16 protein-coding genes are annotated in these 17,984 nt (G+C 46.8%); 8 read left to right on the top strand and 8 right to left on the bottom strand.

Translation table 11 applies throughout. From position 1 onward, the window contains the following. Complete coding sequence (gene cydC / locus MKY01_RS30110) at positions 1-1,938, top strand: thiol reductant ABC exporter subunit CydC (RefSeq protein ID WP_339284654.1); 1,938 nt, start codon at positions 1-3, stop codon at positions 1,936-1,938. Positions 1,939-2,138: 200 nt separating this feature from the next. Here cydC and MKY01_RS30105 read toward each other — a convergent pair whose 3' ends face one another. Next, on the bottom strand, positions 2,139-3,170 hold the full coding sequence (locus MKY01_RS30105; protein WP_076320341.1) for a LacI family DNA-binding transcriptional regulator: 1,032 nt from the start codon (positions 3,168-3,170) through the stop codon (positions 2,139-2,141). Between the two features lie 490 nt (positions 3,171-3,660). On the opposite strand from MKY01_RS30105, the gene MKY01_RS30100 reads away from it, so the two are divergent. From MKY01_RS30100 to MKY01_RS30090, 3 genes are all read left to right on the top strand, one after another. Then, complete coding sequence (locus tag MKY01_RS30100) at positions 3,661-5,004, top strand: extracellular solute-binding protein (RefSeq protein ID WP_036667929.1); 1,344 nt, start codon at positions 3,661-3,663, stop codon at positions 5,002-5,004. A 138-nt stretch (positions 5,005-5,142) separates the two neighbouring features. After that, entirely contained in the window at positions 5,143-6,036 is an 894-nt protein-coding gene (locus MKY01_RS30095) for a sugar ABC transporter permease (protein ID WP_127551445.1), read from the top strand. Continuing rightward, entirely contained in the window at positions 6,036-6,854 is an 819-nt protein-coding gene (locus MKY01_RS30090; RefSeq protein ID WP_074092669.1) for a carbohydrate ABC transporter permease, read from the top strand. The genes MKY01_RS30095 and MKY01_RS30090 overlap by 1 nt, the downstream gene beginning before the upstream one ends. Positions 6,855-6,974: 120 nt before the next feature. Here the strand turns inward: MKY01_RS30090 and MKY01_RS30085 are convergent, their stop codons facing one another. From MKY01_RS30085 to MKY01_RS30075, 3 genes are all read right to left on the bottom strand, one after another. Continuing rightward, positions 6,975-7,934: an MraY family glycosyltransferase gene (locus MKY01_RS30085; protein ID WP_036613004.1), complete on the bottom strand. Its 960-nt coding sequence runs from the start codon at positions 7,932-7,934 to the stop codon at positions 6,975-6,977. A gap of 118 nt (positions 7,935-8,052) precedes the next feature. Continuing rightward, positions 8,053-8,868: a hypothetical protein gene (locus MKY01_RS30080; protein ID WP_339284650.1), complete on the bottom strand. Its 816-nt coding sequence runs from the start codon at positions 8,866-8,868 to the stop codon at positions 8,053-8,055. A gap of 280 nt (positions 8,869-9,148) precedes the next feature. Then, the gene (locus tag MKY01_RS30075) at positions 9,149-9,466 is read right to left on the bottom strand and encodes a metalloregulator ArsR/SmtB family transcription factor (protein WP_339287295.1); all 318 of its coding nucleotides are present in this window, start codon (positions 9,464-9,466) and stop codon (positions 9,149-9,151) included. A 353-nt stretch (positions 9,467-9,819) separates the two neighbouring features. On the opposite strand from MKY01_RS30075, the gene MKY01_RS30070 reads away from it, so the two are divergent. Together MKY01_RS30070 and MKY01_RS30065 are read left to right on the top strand one after the other, a co-directional pair. After that, positions 9,820-10,209, top strand: coding sequence for a nuclear transport factor 2 family protein (locus MKY01_RS30070; protein ID WP_339284648.1), 390 nt, complete (start codon positions 9,820-9,822; stop codon positions 10,207-10,209). Positions 10,210-10,406: 197 nt separating this feature from the next. Then, a complete protein-coding gene (locus MKY01_RS30065) occupies positions 10,407-10,928 on the top strand; it encodes a hypothetical protein (RefSeq protein ID WP_339284646.1) in 522 nt (173 codons plus the stop codon). Between the two features lie 394 nt (positions 10,929-11,322). Here MKY01_RS30065 and gntK read toward each other — a convergent pair whose 3' ends face one another. The 4 genes from gntK to MKY01_RS30045 form a co-directional block, all read right to left on the bottom strand. Beyond that, complete coding sequence (gene gntK / locus MKY01_RS30060) at positions 11,323-12,873, bottom strand: gluconokinase (protein WP_282319980.1); 1,551 nt, start codon at positions 12,871-12,873, stop codon at positions 11,323-11,325. A gap of 121 nt (positions 12,874-12,994) precedes the next feature. Beyond that, complete coding sequence (locus MKY01_RS30055) at positions 12,995-13,822, bottom strand: carbohydrate ABC transporter permease (protein ID WP_036612996.1); 828 nt, start codon at positions 13,820-13,822, stop codon at positions 12,995-12,997. Positions 13,823-13,842: 20 nt separating this feature from the next. Further along, the gene (locus MKY01_RS30050) at positions 13,843-14,721 is read right to left on the bottom strand and encodes a sugar ABC transporter permease (RefSeq protein WP_339287293.1); all 879 of its coding nucleotides are present in this window, start codon (positions 14,719-14,721) and stop codon (positions 13,843-13,845) included. A gap of 116 nt (positions 14,722-14,837) precedes the next feature. Continuing rightward, positions 14,838-16,073, bottom strand: coding sequence for an ABC transporter substrate-binding protein (locus tag MKY01_RS30045; protein ID WP_047841063.1), 1,236 nt, complete (start codon positions 16,071-16,073; stop codon positions 14,838-14,840). A gap of 362 nt (positions 16,074-16,435) precedes the next feature. Between MKY01_RS30045 and MKY01_RS30040 the strand changes: the two genes are divergently transcribed. After that, entirely contained in the window at positions 16,436-17,203 is a 768-nt protein-coding gene (locus MKY01_RS30040) for a GTP cyclohydrolase II (protein WP_036667921.1), read from the top strand. A gap of 192 nt (positions 17,204-17,395) precedes the next feature. Further along, a complete protein-coding gene (locus MKY01_RS30035) occupies positions 17,396-17,965 on the top strand; it encodes a glycerol-3-phosphate responsive antiterminator (protein ID WP_074092664.1) in 570 nt (189 codons plus the stop codon). Positions 17,966-17,984 lie beyond the last annotated feature (19 nt).

The following is a 17,984-nucleotide window of genomic DNA, read 5'->3' as shown; positions in this document are numbered from 1 at the left end:
ATGAAGTCCGGATATGAGCATATGGAGACCGTCCGTAACGGAAAAGAAAAAAATAGCTGGATTGCTCCGTATGTGGCACAGTACCGCTGGAGATTCATCGCAGTTATTGCGCTGGGTACATGCGCTGCACTGTGTGCGGTACTGCTGCTGTTCACCTCCGGATTTCTGATCTCCAAGTCTGCGCTGCGTCCTGAAAATATTTTGATGGTGTATGTACCCATTGTTGGTGTACGTGCATTTGGGATATTCCGCGCCGTGTTTCGATATATCGAGCGATTGGCAGGACATGATGCCGTACTGCGGGTGTTGGCCGATCAACGGGTGAAATTATATCGCATTCTGGAGCCACAGGCTCTGTTCCTGCGCTCTCGTATGCAGACCGGAGATGTGCTTGGAGCACTCGCCGATGATGTGGAGCGGCTGCAGGATATTTATCTGCGTACAGTCTTCCCCGCCGTTACCGCGCTTGTGATGTACGGTGGGGCTGTGATTGCCTTTGGCAGTGTTGATCTGGGATTTGCGGTGTGGATGGGCTTGTATATGTTATTTCTCGTTGCCGTGTTACCTGCGATCTCCCTGAAAGTGACGTGGAAATGGCGTGTACGGCTGAAAAAGGAAAACAGCAGGTTGTATACCCGTCTGACCGACGGTGTACTTGGACTGGGAGATTGGCTTGCAAGTGGACGAGCGGCGGAATTTGTTCAGCAGCAGGAAGAAGCGGAGGAACAGGTCGACGCGATTCGTCGCAAGTTGCGGCGCTGGACACGCTGGCGTGATCTGATGGCTCAGTCTGTCATTGGCCTGCTGGTGGTATCGGTTACGTTATGGGCCGGAAATGTCGCTTCTATCGGGCAATTGCCTGCCGTGATGATTGCTGCTTTTGTATTGGTGTTATTCCCGCTCACGGAAACACTTCTGCCTGTAGGGGATGCGGTGGAGCATCTTCCACAGTACCGAGAATCACTGGATCGCTTGAAGCAGCTCGAAGGGAAAGATTATCTTCCGTTGCAGAATGGAGTTGGTGATGCGGGTGGAACGGGCGAATCGATCTCTGTAGTAAAAAACGGCAACGTGATGGCCGGACAGACATCGGAGTCCTTGCCAGCTGCGAATGTTATCCCGGACAGACGAATTCGTCTTCGCATTCCACCCAAACTCAGAGCAGACATCGAGATTAATCGCGTAAGTTATCGTTATGCAGCGGATGATTCCTGCGCCGTACAGGACGTATCCCTTCATCTGCCACAAGGCAAACGATTAGCTATTCTTGGACGAAGCGGCGGCGGCAAATCAACCTTGTTGAAGCTGATTCAGGGGGCATTACTTCCGTCTGCGGGGAAAGTTCTGATCAATAATATGCCTGTGCAGACCTTGGGTGAGAGTGTCACTGATGTCATCGCAGTGCTGAATCAGAGTCCTCACCTGTTCGACACCACGGTAGCCAATAATTTGCGGATTGGTCGTCCACATGCAACGGATGAGGAGATTCGTCAGGTGGCCGCCCAAGTAGGGTTATCCGGTCTAATTGAATCTTTGCCGCAGGGATATGATACGCCAATGCTGGAGACGGGCCTGCGTTTCTCCGGTGGGGAAAGGCAACGGATCGCTCTGGCCCGGGTACTGCTTCGGGAGACACCTGTTATTATATTGGATGAACCAACCGTAGGGCTTGATCCGGTGACGGAACGAGAGTTGATGCGCACCATCCTGGACAACTTGCAAGGCAAAACGATGATCTGGGTCACCCATCACCTGATTGGTGCGGAACAGATGGACGAACTTATTTTTATGGAAAATGGAAAGATTGCCATGCAAGGTTCTCACGAACAATTGCTGGCTGGGGAAGAGCGATACCGCCGTCTAATCGAACTTGATCGGCCGGGGTGGTCTGACTTGCAGACAGTAGAGGGCAAGCTACCTACTGCCGCTTCCAGATAGCAGGAACTTTCTCGGCAAATGGAAGCGAATAGCGTGTCTCAGGTTCATTAAAACAAAATAACACAAACAAGGGATGTCCCCTGTCATATTCATGACTTATGGGACATCCCCTTTTCGTTTCTTGATGTGGAGTTTTATGAAAAATCGCTATGTCTATGATGTGAATTGATCTGCAGCAGCCAGTCCCAAGGACTTAACGCTCAGATTTCCTGTGCCAGCAGCATGGCTGTGCCACAGGATTGACGCACAACCAGTTCCGGCTCTACTTTAATGCAACGATTATCCATTTGTTTGTTCATCAGATCAAACAGAATCATGGCGGCAAGGCGTCCGATTTTGTCGGTATCCTGCTTGACGGTTGTTAGCGGTGGATCGGTATAACGGCAGGCTTCGATGTCGTCACAACCTGCCACAGCTATATCTTCTGGAATGCGTAACCCCACTTCCTTAAAGGCGCGAATAGCTCCAAAGGCAAGTAGATCTGTGGCTGCAAACACGGCACGTGGCAGAGTCTTGCAGGCGAGCATTTTCTTGGCCGCTTCGTATCCATCCGCTGCGGCATAATCTTTGCTGTATACAACCCACTCGGACTTTTCATCAAGACTAAACTGATTTAGTGAACGTTTGAAAGCCATCTCTCTCTGTTGCATCACAAGAGAGGCGCGCTCCAGCCCGATAAAACCAACATCTCGATAACCGTTCATATAAAATTGTTCTACAACTTTGGTTGAGATCTTATCGTTATCGGACATGATGTAACAGGAGCTTTGTCCTGTTAGCTCGATATCTATTCCGATACAAGGAATCGGGCTGGCATCCAGGTCGAATATGCTGCTCTCGACCTCATCCCCCGCAATAATAATACAGCCATCCACTTGAAAATACTTGGATCTCGCCAAGTAGTCCTCACCTTGATCCAGAAACTTCTCATTCGAGAAGAAGAGTAGATCGTATCCAAGCAAGCCAATTTGTTTCTTAAACGCATTGATAACCTGTACGAAGAAAGGGTGGCTGAAATCCACGTTCAGCTTCCCTGCAAACACAACGCCAACGAGGCTGGATTTTTTGGTTGCCAGTGTTTTGGCTGAAGAAGATGGACGATAGCCTGTCTCTTCCATAATTTTAAGCACACGCTGGCGCGTTTCCTCGCTAATATCTGGATAGTTATTGATAATCTTGGACACCGTGGCTACAGATACGCCGGCTAAACTCGCTATCGTTTTGATATTCATAAACATCCCTCGGATTCCTAAACTGGTTTCGTAAACTGGGGCTGTATCGGTTTTTTCGCTTTCTTGCAAGTATTCTATGCTACATAGACCGGAGAGTCAACAGCAGAGAGAGGGTTTCACACTTGAAATGATATGCATCCATAGGTTTGAATTGATCAAGGAGGTTTGTTGCGAAAATAAAGACTAATTATAGCTCGTAATCTTAATTGTTTTACAGATTTTTAGTCCATTTAAAGGAATACCGGGCTATCTGGGGCTGTAAATGAAATTATGTCATGTGCTGTGTTTCGTAACTTTCGTGACTATCGTAAAGGTTACCTTGATTTCAACGTATACAGCAATAAATAAAGCTTTTATCAAGCGGGTTGGAGTATAGAAATCAAAAAAACAAAATGACTATTTACAAAATAAAGATCTGAAGTCATAATAAGGGTGGAATTAACGAAACTGATTTCGTAGATTTAATTCAAAAATATGGGGGACAACGAAAATGAAGAAAATGACTTTAGCCATTGTACTTGTAACCGCTTTATTATGTGTGCTCGCCGCTTGTAGTAGCAGCTCTTCGGAATCAGAAGGAACTCAGGCTACAGACAGCAGCAAAAAAGTTACCTTGAAGATCATTCACTGGCAGCAAGAGAATATTAACAACTACATCAAAGAGTTTAATACGAAATTTGAAGCGAAATATCCGGACGTAAAGGTGGAATATACTACGGTTCCGGCAGACGCGACATACGATCAGTTGATGCAAACACGGATGAACGCCGGAAGTAATGGGGACGTAGATATCATTCCACTCAAATCAAGCTTTGTAGGCGCTCCGCAGGAATGGTCCAGTGGTGCTGCTGATCCGATGTGGAAGCAATGGATCGATGCCGGGTTAATCAGTGATCTGTCTGATCAATCTTTTATCAAAAACTACAATGAAGCGGATGTACAGAACGCAATGACGTATAACGATAAGGTGTACGGTGTAAACATGGGCAAGGTGGCATTCACAGGACTGTTCTACAATAAGGAACTCTTCGCAAAATATAATCTGGAAATCCCTACAACCTGGGATGAATTGCAACATGTTATCAAAGTGTTCAAAGACAATGGTGTCGAAGCGCTGGGTCTGGCGGGTAAAGATGTATGGCCAATAGGTCTTGCGGTGCAAGGGCTTCAGGCCTCTATTCATGAAGATCAGCTTGCTTATATCAAAGGTCTATGGACTGGTGAAACCAAGCTGACTGATCCGGTTCAACTTGAAGTCTTGCAGAAATCTCAGGATCTGATGAACAATGCAATGCCTGGTTTCATGGGTATTGACTACGGAACATTGCCCAGTTTGTTCGCTACAGGCAAGGTGGCTATGATTGCTGACGGCACTTGGGATGCAACAACAATTCAAACGGCCAACCCTGATCTGAAGTTTGGATATTTCCCAATTCCAGGTAGCAATGATGCAGCCAAGAACAAAAATCTGGCGGGTAAATACGATATGACCTGGATGGTGGTGGATAACTCACCGAACAAGGATTACGCAATGAAATGGCTTGATATGTTATCGGAGAAAGAGAACTACACGGAATTTGTGAATGCAGCCGGCTTCCTGCCTACACAGCCTGATGTGGAGATGACAAGTGAGTTTATCCAAGGCATTCAGCCTTACCTGGAGGACTTTAAACTATCTTGGGATCAGTTGTTCATTAACCGTCAGAATGTAGGACAGTACATTTCGGAGGCCAGCGTTCACGCAGAGATGCTCAAGCCAGCCGGACCGATTGCAACACCGGAAGAGCTTGCAGGTAAATCCCAAGCGGACTGGGATGCTGCTGCTCCAAAGTAATTCATAATCATTCATATTCATGGCACAAGTTGGCCGCATGCGCCGGAATAGCGCTCGGGTCTGAGCCTTCAGGCCAGACAAGGCTGTTATTCCGGTTTTCTTATGTCTTAGTTTTACCCCATGAAAGGTGTGAGGACGATGTATCCGTTTGGGAAAGGTAAGGCAAGACTTATTCCTTATCTGTATTTGAGCATTCCGTTGTTACTTTATGTCGTGTTTGGCTTCGGTCCATCACTTGTGACGATACTGTTTTCGTTTACAGATGCTACTGGTGTTCGGGGCCAGGAATGGAGCTTTATCGGCTTTGAAAACTATAAAACATTTTTTGGTGCATCCAATGCTGGAGACCGAATGGATGCTATTGGGCGATCCTTATACTTTGCGTTTGCTGTTGTGATCGTACAAAATGCAGTGGGTTTGTTTATAGCGATTTTGATCAATAAAAAGCTTAGAGGCGATAAATTATATCGTGCGGTATTCTTTTTGCCAGTGGTGCTGGGGGTTACTGTGTCTGGACTCATTTGGCAACTCGTTGCAAATCCGCTGGGCGGACCAGCCCAGTCCTTTCTGAATTTCTTGGGTACCAGTTCCAACTTTTTTGGCGATTATAATATTGCCTTCGAATTGATTATTTTTGTTCAAATCTGGATGTACATGGGTTACTCCATGACGATTTTTCTTGCAGGTCTGCAGTCTATTCCGAGCGATCTGTATGAGGCGGGTTACATGGATGGTGCTTCGGGATGGAAAGCATTTACGAACATTACATTCCCCATGATTGCTCCTGCATTCACGGTTAACATGCTCTTGTCTATCATAGGGGCATTGCAAACCTTTGATATTATCTATGTACTTACAGGCGGCAAGTTCAATACAACGACGCTTGCGTTTGATGTTTATGCTACGGCATTTGGCACAGGAACGGCTGATTACGGTTTGGCTTCTGCTGTGGCGATGATTCAGTTCCTCTTTGTATTTACCATATCGATGGTCGCTTTATTTTACCTTCGCAGAAGAGAGGTGGAAGCGTAATGAAACAGAGCCAAACGTCCAGAATGGTCAGCTACGTTATCGTTCTGCTCATGCTTGCGTTGTACGTTTTCCCTCTATTCTATCTGTTCAATGTATCCATGAAGACACAGACAGAGTATCTGCTCGATCCTGTAGCTCTTACTGAAGGGATCCGGCTTGAGAACTTTTCCGAAGCATGGAACAAAGGGAACTTCTCTCAGTATATGTGGAACAGTGTGCTCTATACAGGGATGTCCACCCTGCTGACGTTGATTTTATCTATATTTGCTGCATTCCCGCTCGCACGCAGATATGTTAAATTCAGCACACTCATTTATATTTTCTTTCTAATTTCCATGTACCTTCCCAACCCGCTCATTCCGCAGTTTTCCCTGATCAATAATCTGGGTCTTTACAACACCCAAATCGGTTACATCTTATTGAAGACGACAGGTACGGGCATTGCCTTTCTCATGTTTGTGGGTTATATCAAATCAATATCGCGTGAACTGGATGAGGCCTCTGCCATGGACGGGTGCGGGTATACAAGGTATCTGTTCACCATCCTTGTTCCGTTAATGAAACCAATCCTGGCAACAGGTATTATTCTTACCGCGATTGGTGTATGGAACGATATTATCGGGCCGACCATTTATTTATCTGATCCGAATTATCAGCCGGTAACCAAAGGGCTCTTTACATTTTATGGACAGTACATGAACAACTGGCCGCTGCTCGCGTGTGGCATTCTGATTGTTACCTTGCCACTGGTTGTCCTGTACGTTGCTTTGCAACGTTTCATTGTTGGAGGTGCTATGGCAGGGGCTGTTAAATCGTAAGTTAGAATCACTCCGCTTTAACTGAAAAGAAAAAAAGGCAAGCGATCCAAAAAACATCATAAGAAAGCCACCCTCAACGCAATGAAGGTGGCTTCTATTATTTTCATTGTTATTTTGGTTTTATAACTCCACTAACATCAGAATAATGGAGGATAGACACAGACATGTGCTGACTAGATACAGCACACCCACCACCTGATTTTGATTCAATCCGGCACGCAGCAACCGATAATGAGCTTGACTTGCATCGGCCTGATAGATCGCTTTACCTTGAATGAAACGTTTGATAACGACAAAGATGTTGTCGAAGATCGGTACACCCAGCGCCAGAATCGGAATGAAGATGGACAACATGGTTGCTTGTTTGAATGCACCATCCAGAGCGATAACCGCCAGAATGAAGCCAAGGAACGTAGCGCCTGCATCACCCATGAACACTTTGGCAGGAGCTTTGTTGTACTTCAGATAACCAATCGTTACACCGACTAGAATGATCGACATGAGTGCGGAATCACTTTGACCTTTGGCAAGCGCCACGATGAACAGGGTAATTGCCGAGATGGCCGATAACCCGCCAGCCAGTCCGTCCATGCCGTCCGAGAAGTTGATGACTGTTGTCACCCCGAAGATCCACAGGATCGTGAGAATGAATTGCAGCCAGATCGGAAGCATGACATATTCCGCGTTGAAGGGATTCACAAATCCGGTGAACGCAATGCCAGAAGCAAATACGAGTACTGCCGCAGAGACTTGTACGAGCATTTTGGGCAGGGCAGGAAAATCTTTGCCTTTTGTTTTGTACCAGTCGTCGACGGTACCAATCGTTAGCAGAAGCATACCACCAGCGACCAGAGCCGCTGTTTCCCATGTGATTTCTTTCGTCAGAGCAATGTATGTCAGGAAAAATCCAGTAAATATCGCGTAACTCGCCGTGAGCGGGATAGGTTGCCTGTGTAGCTTACGCTCCACATCTTCCCGAGGCTTGTCCACAAAATCGAGCCGGTGAGCCAATCGACCAAGCGGTGGAATAAGCAGAACCACGACAGCAAAAGACACTATAAAAGCCAGTATGTATACCATAAACTCGCTTGTTTCACTCCCATCTACCAATTTCCCCTTATTATACGAGTTAAACAGGAAATCTGTCGATGTCATTATTGTAACCAGACGTACGCAAAGGTGAGCAAAAGTTCAGGTTTTATTGCATGTGAGGAAGATAGGAGCCGAAATAATGTTTTACGGCTTCTGTATGATATCCATCATCACCTTGCCAGGTTGCTGCAAAGACAAAATCACTGGAACCACCTTTGCGTTTTCTCGGTTTATCTCCAGGAGCCAGTATGCCGGCTGCCGCCCAGATTTCCAGCAGGGCATCTCGCTCCTGTTTGCTGGAAGGGAAGAGATCCTTCCACTTCTTCTCAAGTGAGCGAGCACTGTCTTTGGGGTCTTCCGTCTGAGCTGCTTCAAGCAGGTTGACCAGGATGGCTTGGTCTTCAGGAGTTACTTCATAGTTCGCATCGTTGTCCTGAAGCAGTAATTCCAAATCCATTAGGCAATAGATAAGCCAGCCATGACGAACGCCGCCCCACTTAATCCGTTCAAAATTAAGGACGTTTAAGTCGACGTTGGTATATTCTTTGTCTGACTGCAAACGCAGGAAATTACAATCCCCACAGGCACTGGTGTTAGGGTGAAGGGCAGGGCGCTCTGCATAGGTGTGTAAAGGCATGTTCGATGTTAAAGCCCAGCTGGATAATGCGCTGTGTAGATAGGCTTTTTTGGTGGACAGACTATGTAGAAATGCCGAAATCACCCGTTCCTTAAACGAGTCCTCCTGATGCATGTCGTACAGACGCTGGACAATCTCGTCATGCGTGATCGTGAGTGGATCGAACATGACACCTTTGCTTTTGGCATATTCAAATTCATCTCCAGAGAAGGGTGGAGAGGTTGTTTTCCAGCCACCACCTCCCCAGAAGGTGCTCAGCAGTATCTTTGCTGCCTTTTTGTCCATTGGTTAGCCTCCTTTATGGGAATTGCGATTATGATCATTGTGATGCTTTGATCTATAAGATTTGAACTAAAGAGTTTTTATCCTTGCCACTTCGATGACAGAACAACCTTCCGATCGCTGTTATCCCCCGAGTTTTCGATTTACTTTTAAAAGGTGAAATTCTGGTGATAGCGTATGCTTACGATGCAGCTTTCTTGCAGAAAGCTTTTAGCTCCGCTTCTTCAGGTTATTTCTGCCCTCTACGTTCTTGTCTAAAGGGTTAATTCAATTTATCTAGGGCCTATGTTACGTATTCCTCGGTTGTATTCAGAATCATCTCGACGAGGCCTGGAAAACGTGTGTTTAGCTCTTCCTTTCGTAGGGAATAAAAGTGCTGTTTACCTTCAATGCGTGGCTGGATTACGCCAGCTCCACGTAAAATTTTGATGTGATGGGACAACGTGGATTTGGAAATATGGTCTATTTCGAAAGCGGAACAGTTTTTCTCGCCAGAACTGGCCAAACAGTGTGCAATTTTCATGCGGATCGGATCACCCAATGCATTGCAGACCGTGGTCAGCTTCAATTCCGAAGCCATAGGTATCGTTGGAATTCTCATATCTATGACGTTAGCATATTCGGCTTTCTCTTTCAATGTTTGAAGAATTTCGAACTATAGAAGTTGAACTGTAACTATTACACTTGTTTACTCCGATTGCGGTACCATCTTTCGATCGCTCTTATCCCCAGATTTTCTTTATTCCCTTGGTCCAAGGGAAAAATCCGGTGATAAAGGCGAACGCTTCGCTTCTTCAGATTGGTTCTGCACTCTCCGTGTTAGTGTAAAAGTCGGTCTCAACTTATATATTTCTTGCAGGCAGTATAAGAAGTGTGATACATTTCTTTTCAATAGTTCGAAAATATTCGAACTGAAAGATTGGAAAATGGATTTTTATTCTAGGAGGAATATAAATGAGTACTATGAGTACCACTACACTGTTGAACAACTATTTCCGTTTATTTGATGCTTCACGTACAGATGAGCGCGCCATGCAGGATTTATTGTCCCTGTTTACACCTGACGCAGAGATTGTGCTTAACGGCACCAGCAGATCAGGATTCGATGGTTTCATGAAAGCTTTCTACGAGTACAATAAGGATGTAAAACATATGTGGGACGCGTGGGTGCAACAGCCTGACGGCAGCTACCAGACCAACTGGGCGGTATGCGGACAAGCGGCAGACGGAACGGTATATGCCAAAGCAGGCATCGATATCGCGCGTGTAAATGATGCGGGGCATATTGTATATCTGGAGAATGTACAGGCCGATCAGAATGCGTTCAGCAAGTATAATCAGTAATTAAAATCTAGGATTTCAGTTCTATAGTTGTTAGAAATCTGAATCAATAAAAGATAGGAAACCTTAACTCCACCGCTTTTTCATGCTGTGGGGTTTTGTTATACCCAACATGCTCAATCATTCTTTTTAGGGTAGGATTAGAATAAAGGGATGAACGTTATAATTCTTATTTGTTGGAATACAGAGGAGTGAACTACATGAACGAAGTTGGGAACCGAAACGCCATGGAACCTTTAGAGGTCATACCGATGGTCGGTATTGGACCATTTAAGTTGGGAATGAGTAAATCAGAGGTAGAAGAGATCATTGAGTGCATCACCCCGGAGATTAGTCAGCTCTACAACCAAATGGAGTATGATTCGGAACATAAACTCTATTTCATTGAAGTAACTAATCCACACGATTATCCACCTGATGAATCTGATGTTGTCCTTACATATGATAATATTGATGTTTTTCGAACAAAGGCTGATGATCTCGTTAAGCTAATAGATAGTAAGACACCATATACTCGAGACATCGATGCGGAGTTGGGATTTTCTTTTATTTTCAAAGACATCCAATTGGCTTTGTGGAGACCTAGCGTGATGACCGAAGAAATGATGAATTCAGTTGAGTTTCTGACCGAGTTTACGCCAGAGAATCAGGAACTGGAAAAGAGGTTTTTCTATTTTAGGACGGTTGCTGTGGCGGCCCCTGGATACTTTAATAGAACATAAAGGGAAGCTCCAAGTATGATGAGAGATAAATTTGATCCAATCTAAATAGAGTTTATATAGTCTGTGCATGAAAAAAAGCCCATTCCCATATGGACATAACCATGGCGGGGTGGGTCTCTTTAACTTACGGTATCTCGTATTAATTCTAACGAACTGTACACATGCTATTGGAGGGTATTTGGCAAAAGTGATTTTCTAACGAACCACAGACAAGTTAATAGGCTAAATTTTCAGTTCTTGTGCAGGTTTTTGCCCATGTAAGCCGATATAAGGTGGCTCAGGTTCGTTAGATTTTGAAAACATGCTAAAAGCTTCAAATAAGACGTCTACGATTCGTTAGCGTATTCCATGTTCGACTTTTTGAATCTCCGACGTGTAACATCCCACGCCTTCCCTACCCCTGCATCGTCTTATTCTGAAAGGCAGCGATATCCGCATACTCTTCTTCGAATTTGCGGGAGATGCGGATGAAGATCGGCAGCAGTTCACGGTACACGCGGACACTGTCCGGGTCTGGTTGGTGCCGATGCGTTGATCCGATCATGCCGGAGACAGCGCTCAGGGAATCGATGCGGCCAAGAGCGTACAAGCCCAGTACAGCAGCGCCGAGACAGGAGCTTTCAATACTTTCGGGGATGATGACATCCTGATCGAAAATATCGGCCATCATCTGACGCCACAACTCAGAGCGGGCGAAGCCGCCTGTTGCTTGGATTTTTTTCGGCCGACCGATCTTTTCTTCAATCGCCAGCATGACGGTATAAAGGTTGAACAATACACCTTCGAGCGCAGCGCGAATCATATGTTCTTTCTTATGATGCAGCGTCAGGCCGAAGAACGAGCCGCGTGCGTTCGGATTCCAGAGCGGAGCCCGCTCACCTGTCATGTACGGATGGAACAAGAGACCTTCCGAACCCGGAGGTACGTTCTCAGCAACACGAGTGAGCACTTCATATGGATCGATGCCAAGTCGTTTCGCAGTCTCCACCTCGGAAGCTGCAAACTCGTCCCGAATCCAGCGGAAAATAACACCGCCATTGTTCACCGGTCCGCCAATGACCCAGGCATCCTCCGTGAGCGCATAACAGAAGAAGCGTCCTTTGGGATCGGTCACCGGTTTATCTACGACTGTACGAATCGCTCCACTGGTACCAATGGTCACGGCCACGACGCCCGGATCAATGGCGTTCACGCCCAGATTGGAGAGCACACCATCACTTGCACCGATGACAAACGGTGTGGTGACCGCAATGCCCATCTCCTTGGCGTACTCCGGGTGCAACCCATGTTTCAGCACATGTGTGGTTGGGACCAATCGGGACAAGTGTTCCGGCGTGATGCCCGCCACATGCAGTGCTTCTGCATCCCAGTCGAGTTTCTCCAGATTCATGAGTCCGGTGGCGGAGGCCATGGAGTGATCAATGACGTATTCAGAAAATAATTTATAGAAAACATATTCTTTCATGGATATGAATTTGTGCGTCTGTCTGAACAATTCAGGCTGATCCCGGGTGAGCCACATGATCTTGGTGAGAGGGGACATCGGATGAATCGGCGTACCTGTTCTCAGATAGATTTCGTGACCATTCATCTCGGATTTGAGTACTTCCGTCCACTCGGCACTGCGATTATCTGCCCAAGTCATGGCCCGCATCAGCGGTTTGCCGTGTTGATCGACTGGCAGAATACTGTGCATGGCCGAACTGAAGGATACAAACAGGATGTCCTCTGGCTTCACTCCCGCTTTGGAAGTGGCCTGTTTAACGGACTCGATGACTGCTTTGAAAATATCTTCCGCATCCTGCTCCGCAATCGCAGGTGTAGGGGTGTGTAGCGGATAATCGGCACTGCCTTGAGCCACAATGGTTCCGTTCTGTTCGAACAAGACGGCCTTGGTGGAGGTCGTGCCGATATCTACGCCGATCATATAGGGTGAAGAAGCCATTTTGTCATCCCTCTTTCTTAAATATATAAGGTGGCGCTATTCATCCAACTTATATGGCATCTGTTATTTCATCTATAGATAAGAATATCAGACTTGAGGGATGGATCAAAATGCCACAATCTTAGTCCTTCACCGCCCCTGCGGCAATATCCGAAATAAACTGGCGGCTGATGAACAGGAACATAACGATGAGCGGAATGACGGCAAGCAACGTACCAGCGATAACCATGGCATAGTCTGTGTTATACAGCCCGTTTAATTGAGACAACGCAATCTGCAACGTGTATTTGCGTTCATCTGTCAGGACGATCAAAGGCCACAGATAATCATTCCATACGCCGATAAAGGTGAACGCGCCGAGGAAAGCAAAGGCAGGTCGCAGAATTGGCAGCGCCACGTTCCAATAGAGTCGGAAGAAATTACAGCCGTCGATGCGGCCCGCATCCAGCAGATCGTTGGGAATGGACTCTGTTGCATACTGGCGAATCCAGAAGATGCCGAAGGCGTTCACCATGCCCGGAATAATGAGAGCTTTGAAGGAACCGACCCAACCGAACGTAGCCATGAGTACGAAGGAAGGCACCAGCGACAGCTGAGAAGGTACCATCATGGTCGCGAGGAGCAGGATGAAGAGCCACTTTTTGCCGGGAAATTCAAACTTCGCAAACGCAAATCCCGCCAGTGAGTCAAAAAACAGTACAAGTATGGTCACGAGGCCCGACACAAACAACGTATTCAAAAAAGCTCCCCAGAAGTCAATCTGCTGCAACACCCGCGTGATATTATTCCACAATTCGCCCCCGAACCAGAGCTGGGGTGGAAACTTGTAGATATCGGACGTTGTCCGGGTAGACATTACAATCAGCCAATAGAACGGGAACATGGATATGAGCATGCCCCCGATAAGACCGGTATACAACACCAGCGATTTGAGGTGTTTGGTCGCCATGTGCGCTCCCCCTTATTACATCAGGATGATTTGCCTTGAACAAGCTTCCAGTTCACAATCGAGAACAGGGCGATAATGAGGAACATGCCCCAACCAACGGCAGCGCCATATCCGAAGTAATTGTTAATGAAGGATTCACGGTAGAGGTACAGTACAATCGTCATGCCAGCTGCACCTGCGCCACCGTCATTGCCTACCAATACTTGTGGCTCGGTGAACAGTTGCATACCGCCAATCGTTGATGTAATGACCGTAAACAGGATCACAGGACGCAACATCGGAATTGTAATTCGGAAAAAGGACTGTATCGCTGATGCGCCATCAATCTTGGCCGCTTCGTATAACGTCTGCGGAATACTCTGAAGTCCGGCCAGATAGATGACGGCGTTATATCCGGTCCAGCGCCAGATCACCATGGAGGAGATTGCGACTTTAATGCCCCATGGTGCATTAAGCCACTCCACAACAGGTAGCCCGACCGACTGCAACAGATAATTGAGAAAGCCATAATTGTTGGCAAATAAAGCACCGAAGATAATGGCTACCGCTACAATGGATGTGACGTTTGGCAGAAAATAACCGACCCGAAACAGGGTACGAAACTTCACAAATGGTGCATGCAGCAAAAAGGCAATAATCAGGGCGAAGAAGAGCATCGGAATCGTCGAATAGATCCAGATCATGAACGTGTTGCCCACGGCTTGCCAGAACTCGGCATCGGTCAGCATGTATTTGAAGTTGTTGAACCCGTTAAACGTCATGACACCGATGCCATCCCATTTATGAAAAGCCAGATAGAGTGAGAATCCGATTGGGAACAGCCCAAATACCGCAAACAGAATATAAAACGGCGATATCGCGACATAAAGTGCACGATGCTCCCACATCCTGGACCACAGTGACTTCTGCCGATCCAGATCAGGTCTTGCATTTCCGGGATCGGGAGTAAGACGAGGTTCAGTTACAGCCATATGAATTCCTCCTTTGCGGATAACGAAACCACACGTTGTTCAGGTTAACGTTGCAATTCCCGCTCGACGCGGTGTACCGTATCTGTCCAGACCTGCTGTGGATCGGCATTTTGCTTCGCGACATCATTCAGCCGGCGGGTGATAATGTTGTGTACGGATGGATATCGTTCGCCAAAGAAAGCATCTGGCACATCCTGTGCCGATTCGGCAAATACAGGCCCTGTCGCCTGTCCACCGAAGAAAGGTTCTTTTTCTTTCATGGCAGGATCATCAAACACACCTGGTGCAGAAGGGAAAAGGTTCAATGTCTGATATTGCTCCAGTTGATTTTCGGGACTTTGCAGCCAGCGAACCAGTTCAAAGGCTTCCTGAGGATGTTCACTCGACTTCAGGATGGACAGGAATGATCCTCCGTTGTTGCCATCTCCCCCTGGTGCCCGAGCGACCCGCCACTTCCCGGATGTATCCGGAGCGGCTTCCTGAAGAACTTGTTTCATCCAGACAGCGCCCACGAAAGAGGCGATTTCGCCATTATTCATTGCGGCGTTCCAGCTTGGAGTCCAGCCATCTGCATTGGCTAGCAGTCCCTTCTCTTTGAAAGCAACGGCCGTATCCCAGCTCTTGCCCACAATAGGGGAATCCATGCCGATAAAGGACCCATCTGGCCGGAAATAACGCTCCGCAGACTGCGATATGACTTGATTGTAAACGGTTGCAATATTGTCGGTTAGAAAAACCTTGCCACCGAATTTTTCCTTGAGCTGTTCTCCGGCAGCAGCATATGCATCCCAACTGTTGATCTGGCGTGTAACGTCTTCGGGATCAGATGGCAATCCGGCCTCCTTGAACAGATCTTCTCGGTAGAAGAGGGCTGTTGGGCCCGTATCCATCGGGAAACCAATCATCTGTCCGCTTGGCGTAACGCCTTGCTTCCATTTCCACGGTAGATATTGGTCTTCAATATCTCCTGCACCGAGATCATACAGATTATAGAAACGGTCCTCACTGGGGAATAGCTCCATGATCCAGTCGTTCAATGCTACAATGTCTGGTTCACCTGAGCGTGCAGCGAGTGTTGTTTTGAGTTTTGCTTTGAAATCACCGCCGATTTTCTGAGCTGTCAGTTCGATATTGGGGAACTTTTCCTTAGCCCTGGCAATCAACTTATCATCGATGGAACGATTCCAGTACCATAATGTAAGCGCTACCTTTTTGTTGTTCGCTGAATCGTCCTGTCCGGGCCAGATGGAGCATCCGCTTATGAGCAGGACGCAGACCATCAGTATGGCTGTCCAGCATGTTCTTTTCCGGCGGATCATGTGTATTACCCCCTCATCATTAAGTTCGAGGCATGAAGTGCTTTGGACTACAACATTAGTGTATGAGCAGTTTATAAACTCATACCCAATATTCCTAAAATGAAACACATATTTGTGTCGATTGCGTAACATAAATTGGGTAGTTACTTTAAAAATAAAAGTTACTTGACACATTATAATTTTTATTCTAAACTAACTTACATAAAGTAACTAATGATGATGAGAATAATATAGATACGTACTATATAACATCCAAGTGATCCAATTTCACGCTGGATGCGAATCAATCAACAGACAAGTTGGCCTAAACAGGAGGAACGACAATGATCAATTCACATATTATTCAACTGCTTGCCCCCAAAATCCAGACTTTTCCGAGTGGAAAAGAGTTCATATACCTGGTGGGACCCATCAAGCTTCCGGTTAACCTCGATGGGGAGACCAAGACATTCCAGTGGTACAGCTGGATGAAATCGGACAAAGCGATGGAGAGCGGCGAGTTAATCGAATCTCTTGCTGAGGCTGAACTGGCAGAGCGTCAACAATCCAGTGTTCTGGTGTATGGTGACTTTGCCGAAGCACAGGATGCGCTCATTCGCATGCACAGTATCTGTCATACAGGCGACATCTTTGGCAGCAAACGCTGTGATTGCGGCTTCCAATTGGAGCAATCCATGAAAATGATCGCCGCTCACGGAGCAGGCGCACTATTCTATCTTGCGAACCATGAGGGACGTGGCATTGGTCTGTTCAGCAAAGCGATGGCGTACATTTTGCAAGAAGAAGGTCTGGATACGGTAGATGCAAACTTGCAACTCGGATTCACAGACGATGCCCGCAATTATGACGATGCGATTGCCGTATTGCGTGCGCTTCGCTCCGCACCGGTTACATTGATCACCAACAATCCACGGAAGCTGGCTGCTTTGCAGGAAGCGGGATTGAATGTGGGCGGACGTGTGCCACTATGGGGAGATCGCTCTGCTTTCAACGAGAAATATCTGCAAACGAAAGTGAACCGTTCCGGTCATTTGGCAGAAAGTGATGGTTGGGCTGGGGCAGAGACGCTACTTCCGCATGCGCAGGGTTAATCATTATTTATAGACGTATACGAATAGATGGCTAGCCGTTGATGTACTCTCTGTTATGGAGAAGTACAACAGCGGCTTTTTGCTATAGATGATAGGGTAGCGATCAGGTTTTCCTGATTCACGGAATGGCTTGCCGTTCCCGCAGTGCGGATTATACAATATAGGCATCTGATGAATGCGGGAGGAACCAAGGTGCCATTTGAGGGACAACGTATATTGCCGGCTGCAAAGAGCATGAAGCAGTTTGAAGCGATGATTGAAGGCCCTTATACCTATGGGGTGATGCTGGAAACGCATATTGCACAGCTTCAGAGTGTAATGGACGAGGCTCGGCGGTACGACAAAAAGATACTTTTGCATGCAGATTTGGTTCAGGGTTTAAAAAACGATGAGTATGCGGCAGAGTATCTGTGTCAGCACATTCGCCCGGCAGGACTGATCTCTACGCGAGCGAGTGTCATTCAGAAGGCAAAGCAGAAAGGCATTACAGCGATTCAACGTATTTTTCTGCTGGATACCCATGCACTGGAGAAAAGTTATCTGTTGCTGGCCAAAACCCAACCTGATTATATTGAAGTATTACCTGGCGTCATTCCGCATATTATTGCGGAAGTATCTGTGCGTACAGGGATACCCATTATTGCGGGGGGATTGATTCGTTCACCGGAAGAGGTTGAACTTGCGCTTGGCGTCGGGGCTACGGCAGTGACCACATCCAACACAGATCTGATCCGACATTTCGAGAAATCGCTTACACCTTAAAAAGAACCCACAACAGGAG

It is taken from the genome of Paenibacillus sp. FSL R5-0486 (assembly GCF_037975155.1).
GTDB lineage: Bacteria > Bacillota > Bacilli > Paenibacillales > Paenibacillaceae > Paenibacillus > Paenibacillus amylolyticus.
This window is presented reverse-complemented; position numbering and strand designations above follow the sequence as displayed.

Coding starts and splice junctions, on each gene's coding strand:
- cydC (WP_339284654.1), top strand. CDS start 1: ATGAAGTCCGGATATGAGCATATGGAGACCGTCCGTAACGGAAAAGAA.
- MKY01_RS30105 (WP_076320341.1), bottom strand. CDS start 3,170: ATGAATATCAAAACGATAGCGAGTTTAGCCGGCGTATCTGTAGCCACG.
- MKY01_RS30100 (WP_036667929.1), top strand. CDS start 3,661: ATGAAGAAAATGACTTTAGCCATTGTACTTGTAACCGCTTTATTATGT.
- MKY01_RS30095 (WP_127551445.1), top strand. CDS start 5,143: ATGTATCCGTTTGGGAAAGGTAAGGCAAGACTTATTCCTTATCTGTAT.
- MKY01_RS30090 (WP_074092669.1), top strand. CDS start 6,036: ATGAAACAGAGCCAAACGTCCAGAATGGTCAGCTACGTTATCGTTCTG.
- MKY01_RS30085 (WP_036613004.1), bottom strand. CDS start 7,934: ATGGTATACATACTGGCTTTTATAGTGTCTTTTGCTGTCGTGGTTCTG.
- MKY01_RS30080 (WP_339284650.1), bottom strand. CDS start 8,868: ATGGACAAAAAGGCAGCAAAGATACTGCTGAGCACCTTCTGGGGAGGT.
- MKY01_RS30075 (WP_339287295.1), bottom strand. CDS start 9,466: ATGAGAATTCCAACGATACCTATGGCTTCGGAATTGAAGCTGACCACG.
- MKY01_RS30070 (WP_339284648.1), top strand. CDS start 9,820: ATGAGTACTATGAGTACCACTACACTGTTGAACAACTATTTCCGTTTA.
- MKY01_RS30065 (WP_339284646.1), top strand. CDS start 10,407: ATGAACGAAGTTGGGAACCGAAACGCCATGGAACCTTTAGAGGTCATA.
- gntK (WP_282319980.1), bottom strand. CDS start 12,873: ATGGCTTCTTCACCCTATATGATCGGCGTAGATATCGGCACGACCTCC.
- MKY01_RS30055 (WP_036612996.1), bottom strand. CDS start 13,822: ATGGCGACCAAACACCTCAAATCGCTGGTGTTGTATACCGGTCTTATC.
- MKY01_RS30045 (WP_047841063.1), bottom strand. CDS start 16,073: ATGGTCTGCGTCCTGCTCATAAGCGGATGCTCCATCTGGCCCGGACAG.
- MKY01_RS30040 (WP_036667921.1), top strand. CDS start 16,436: ATGATCAATTCACATATTATTCAACTGCTTGCCCCCAAAATCCAGACT.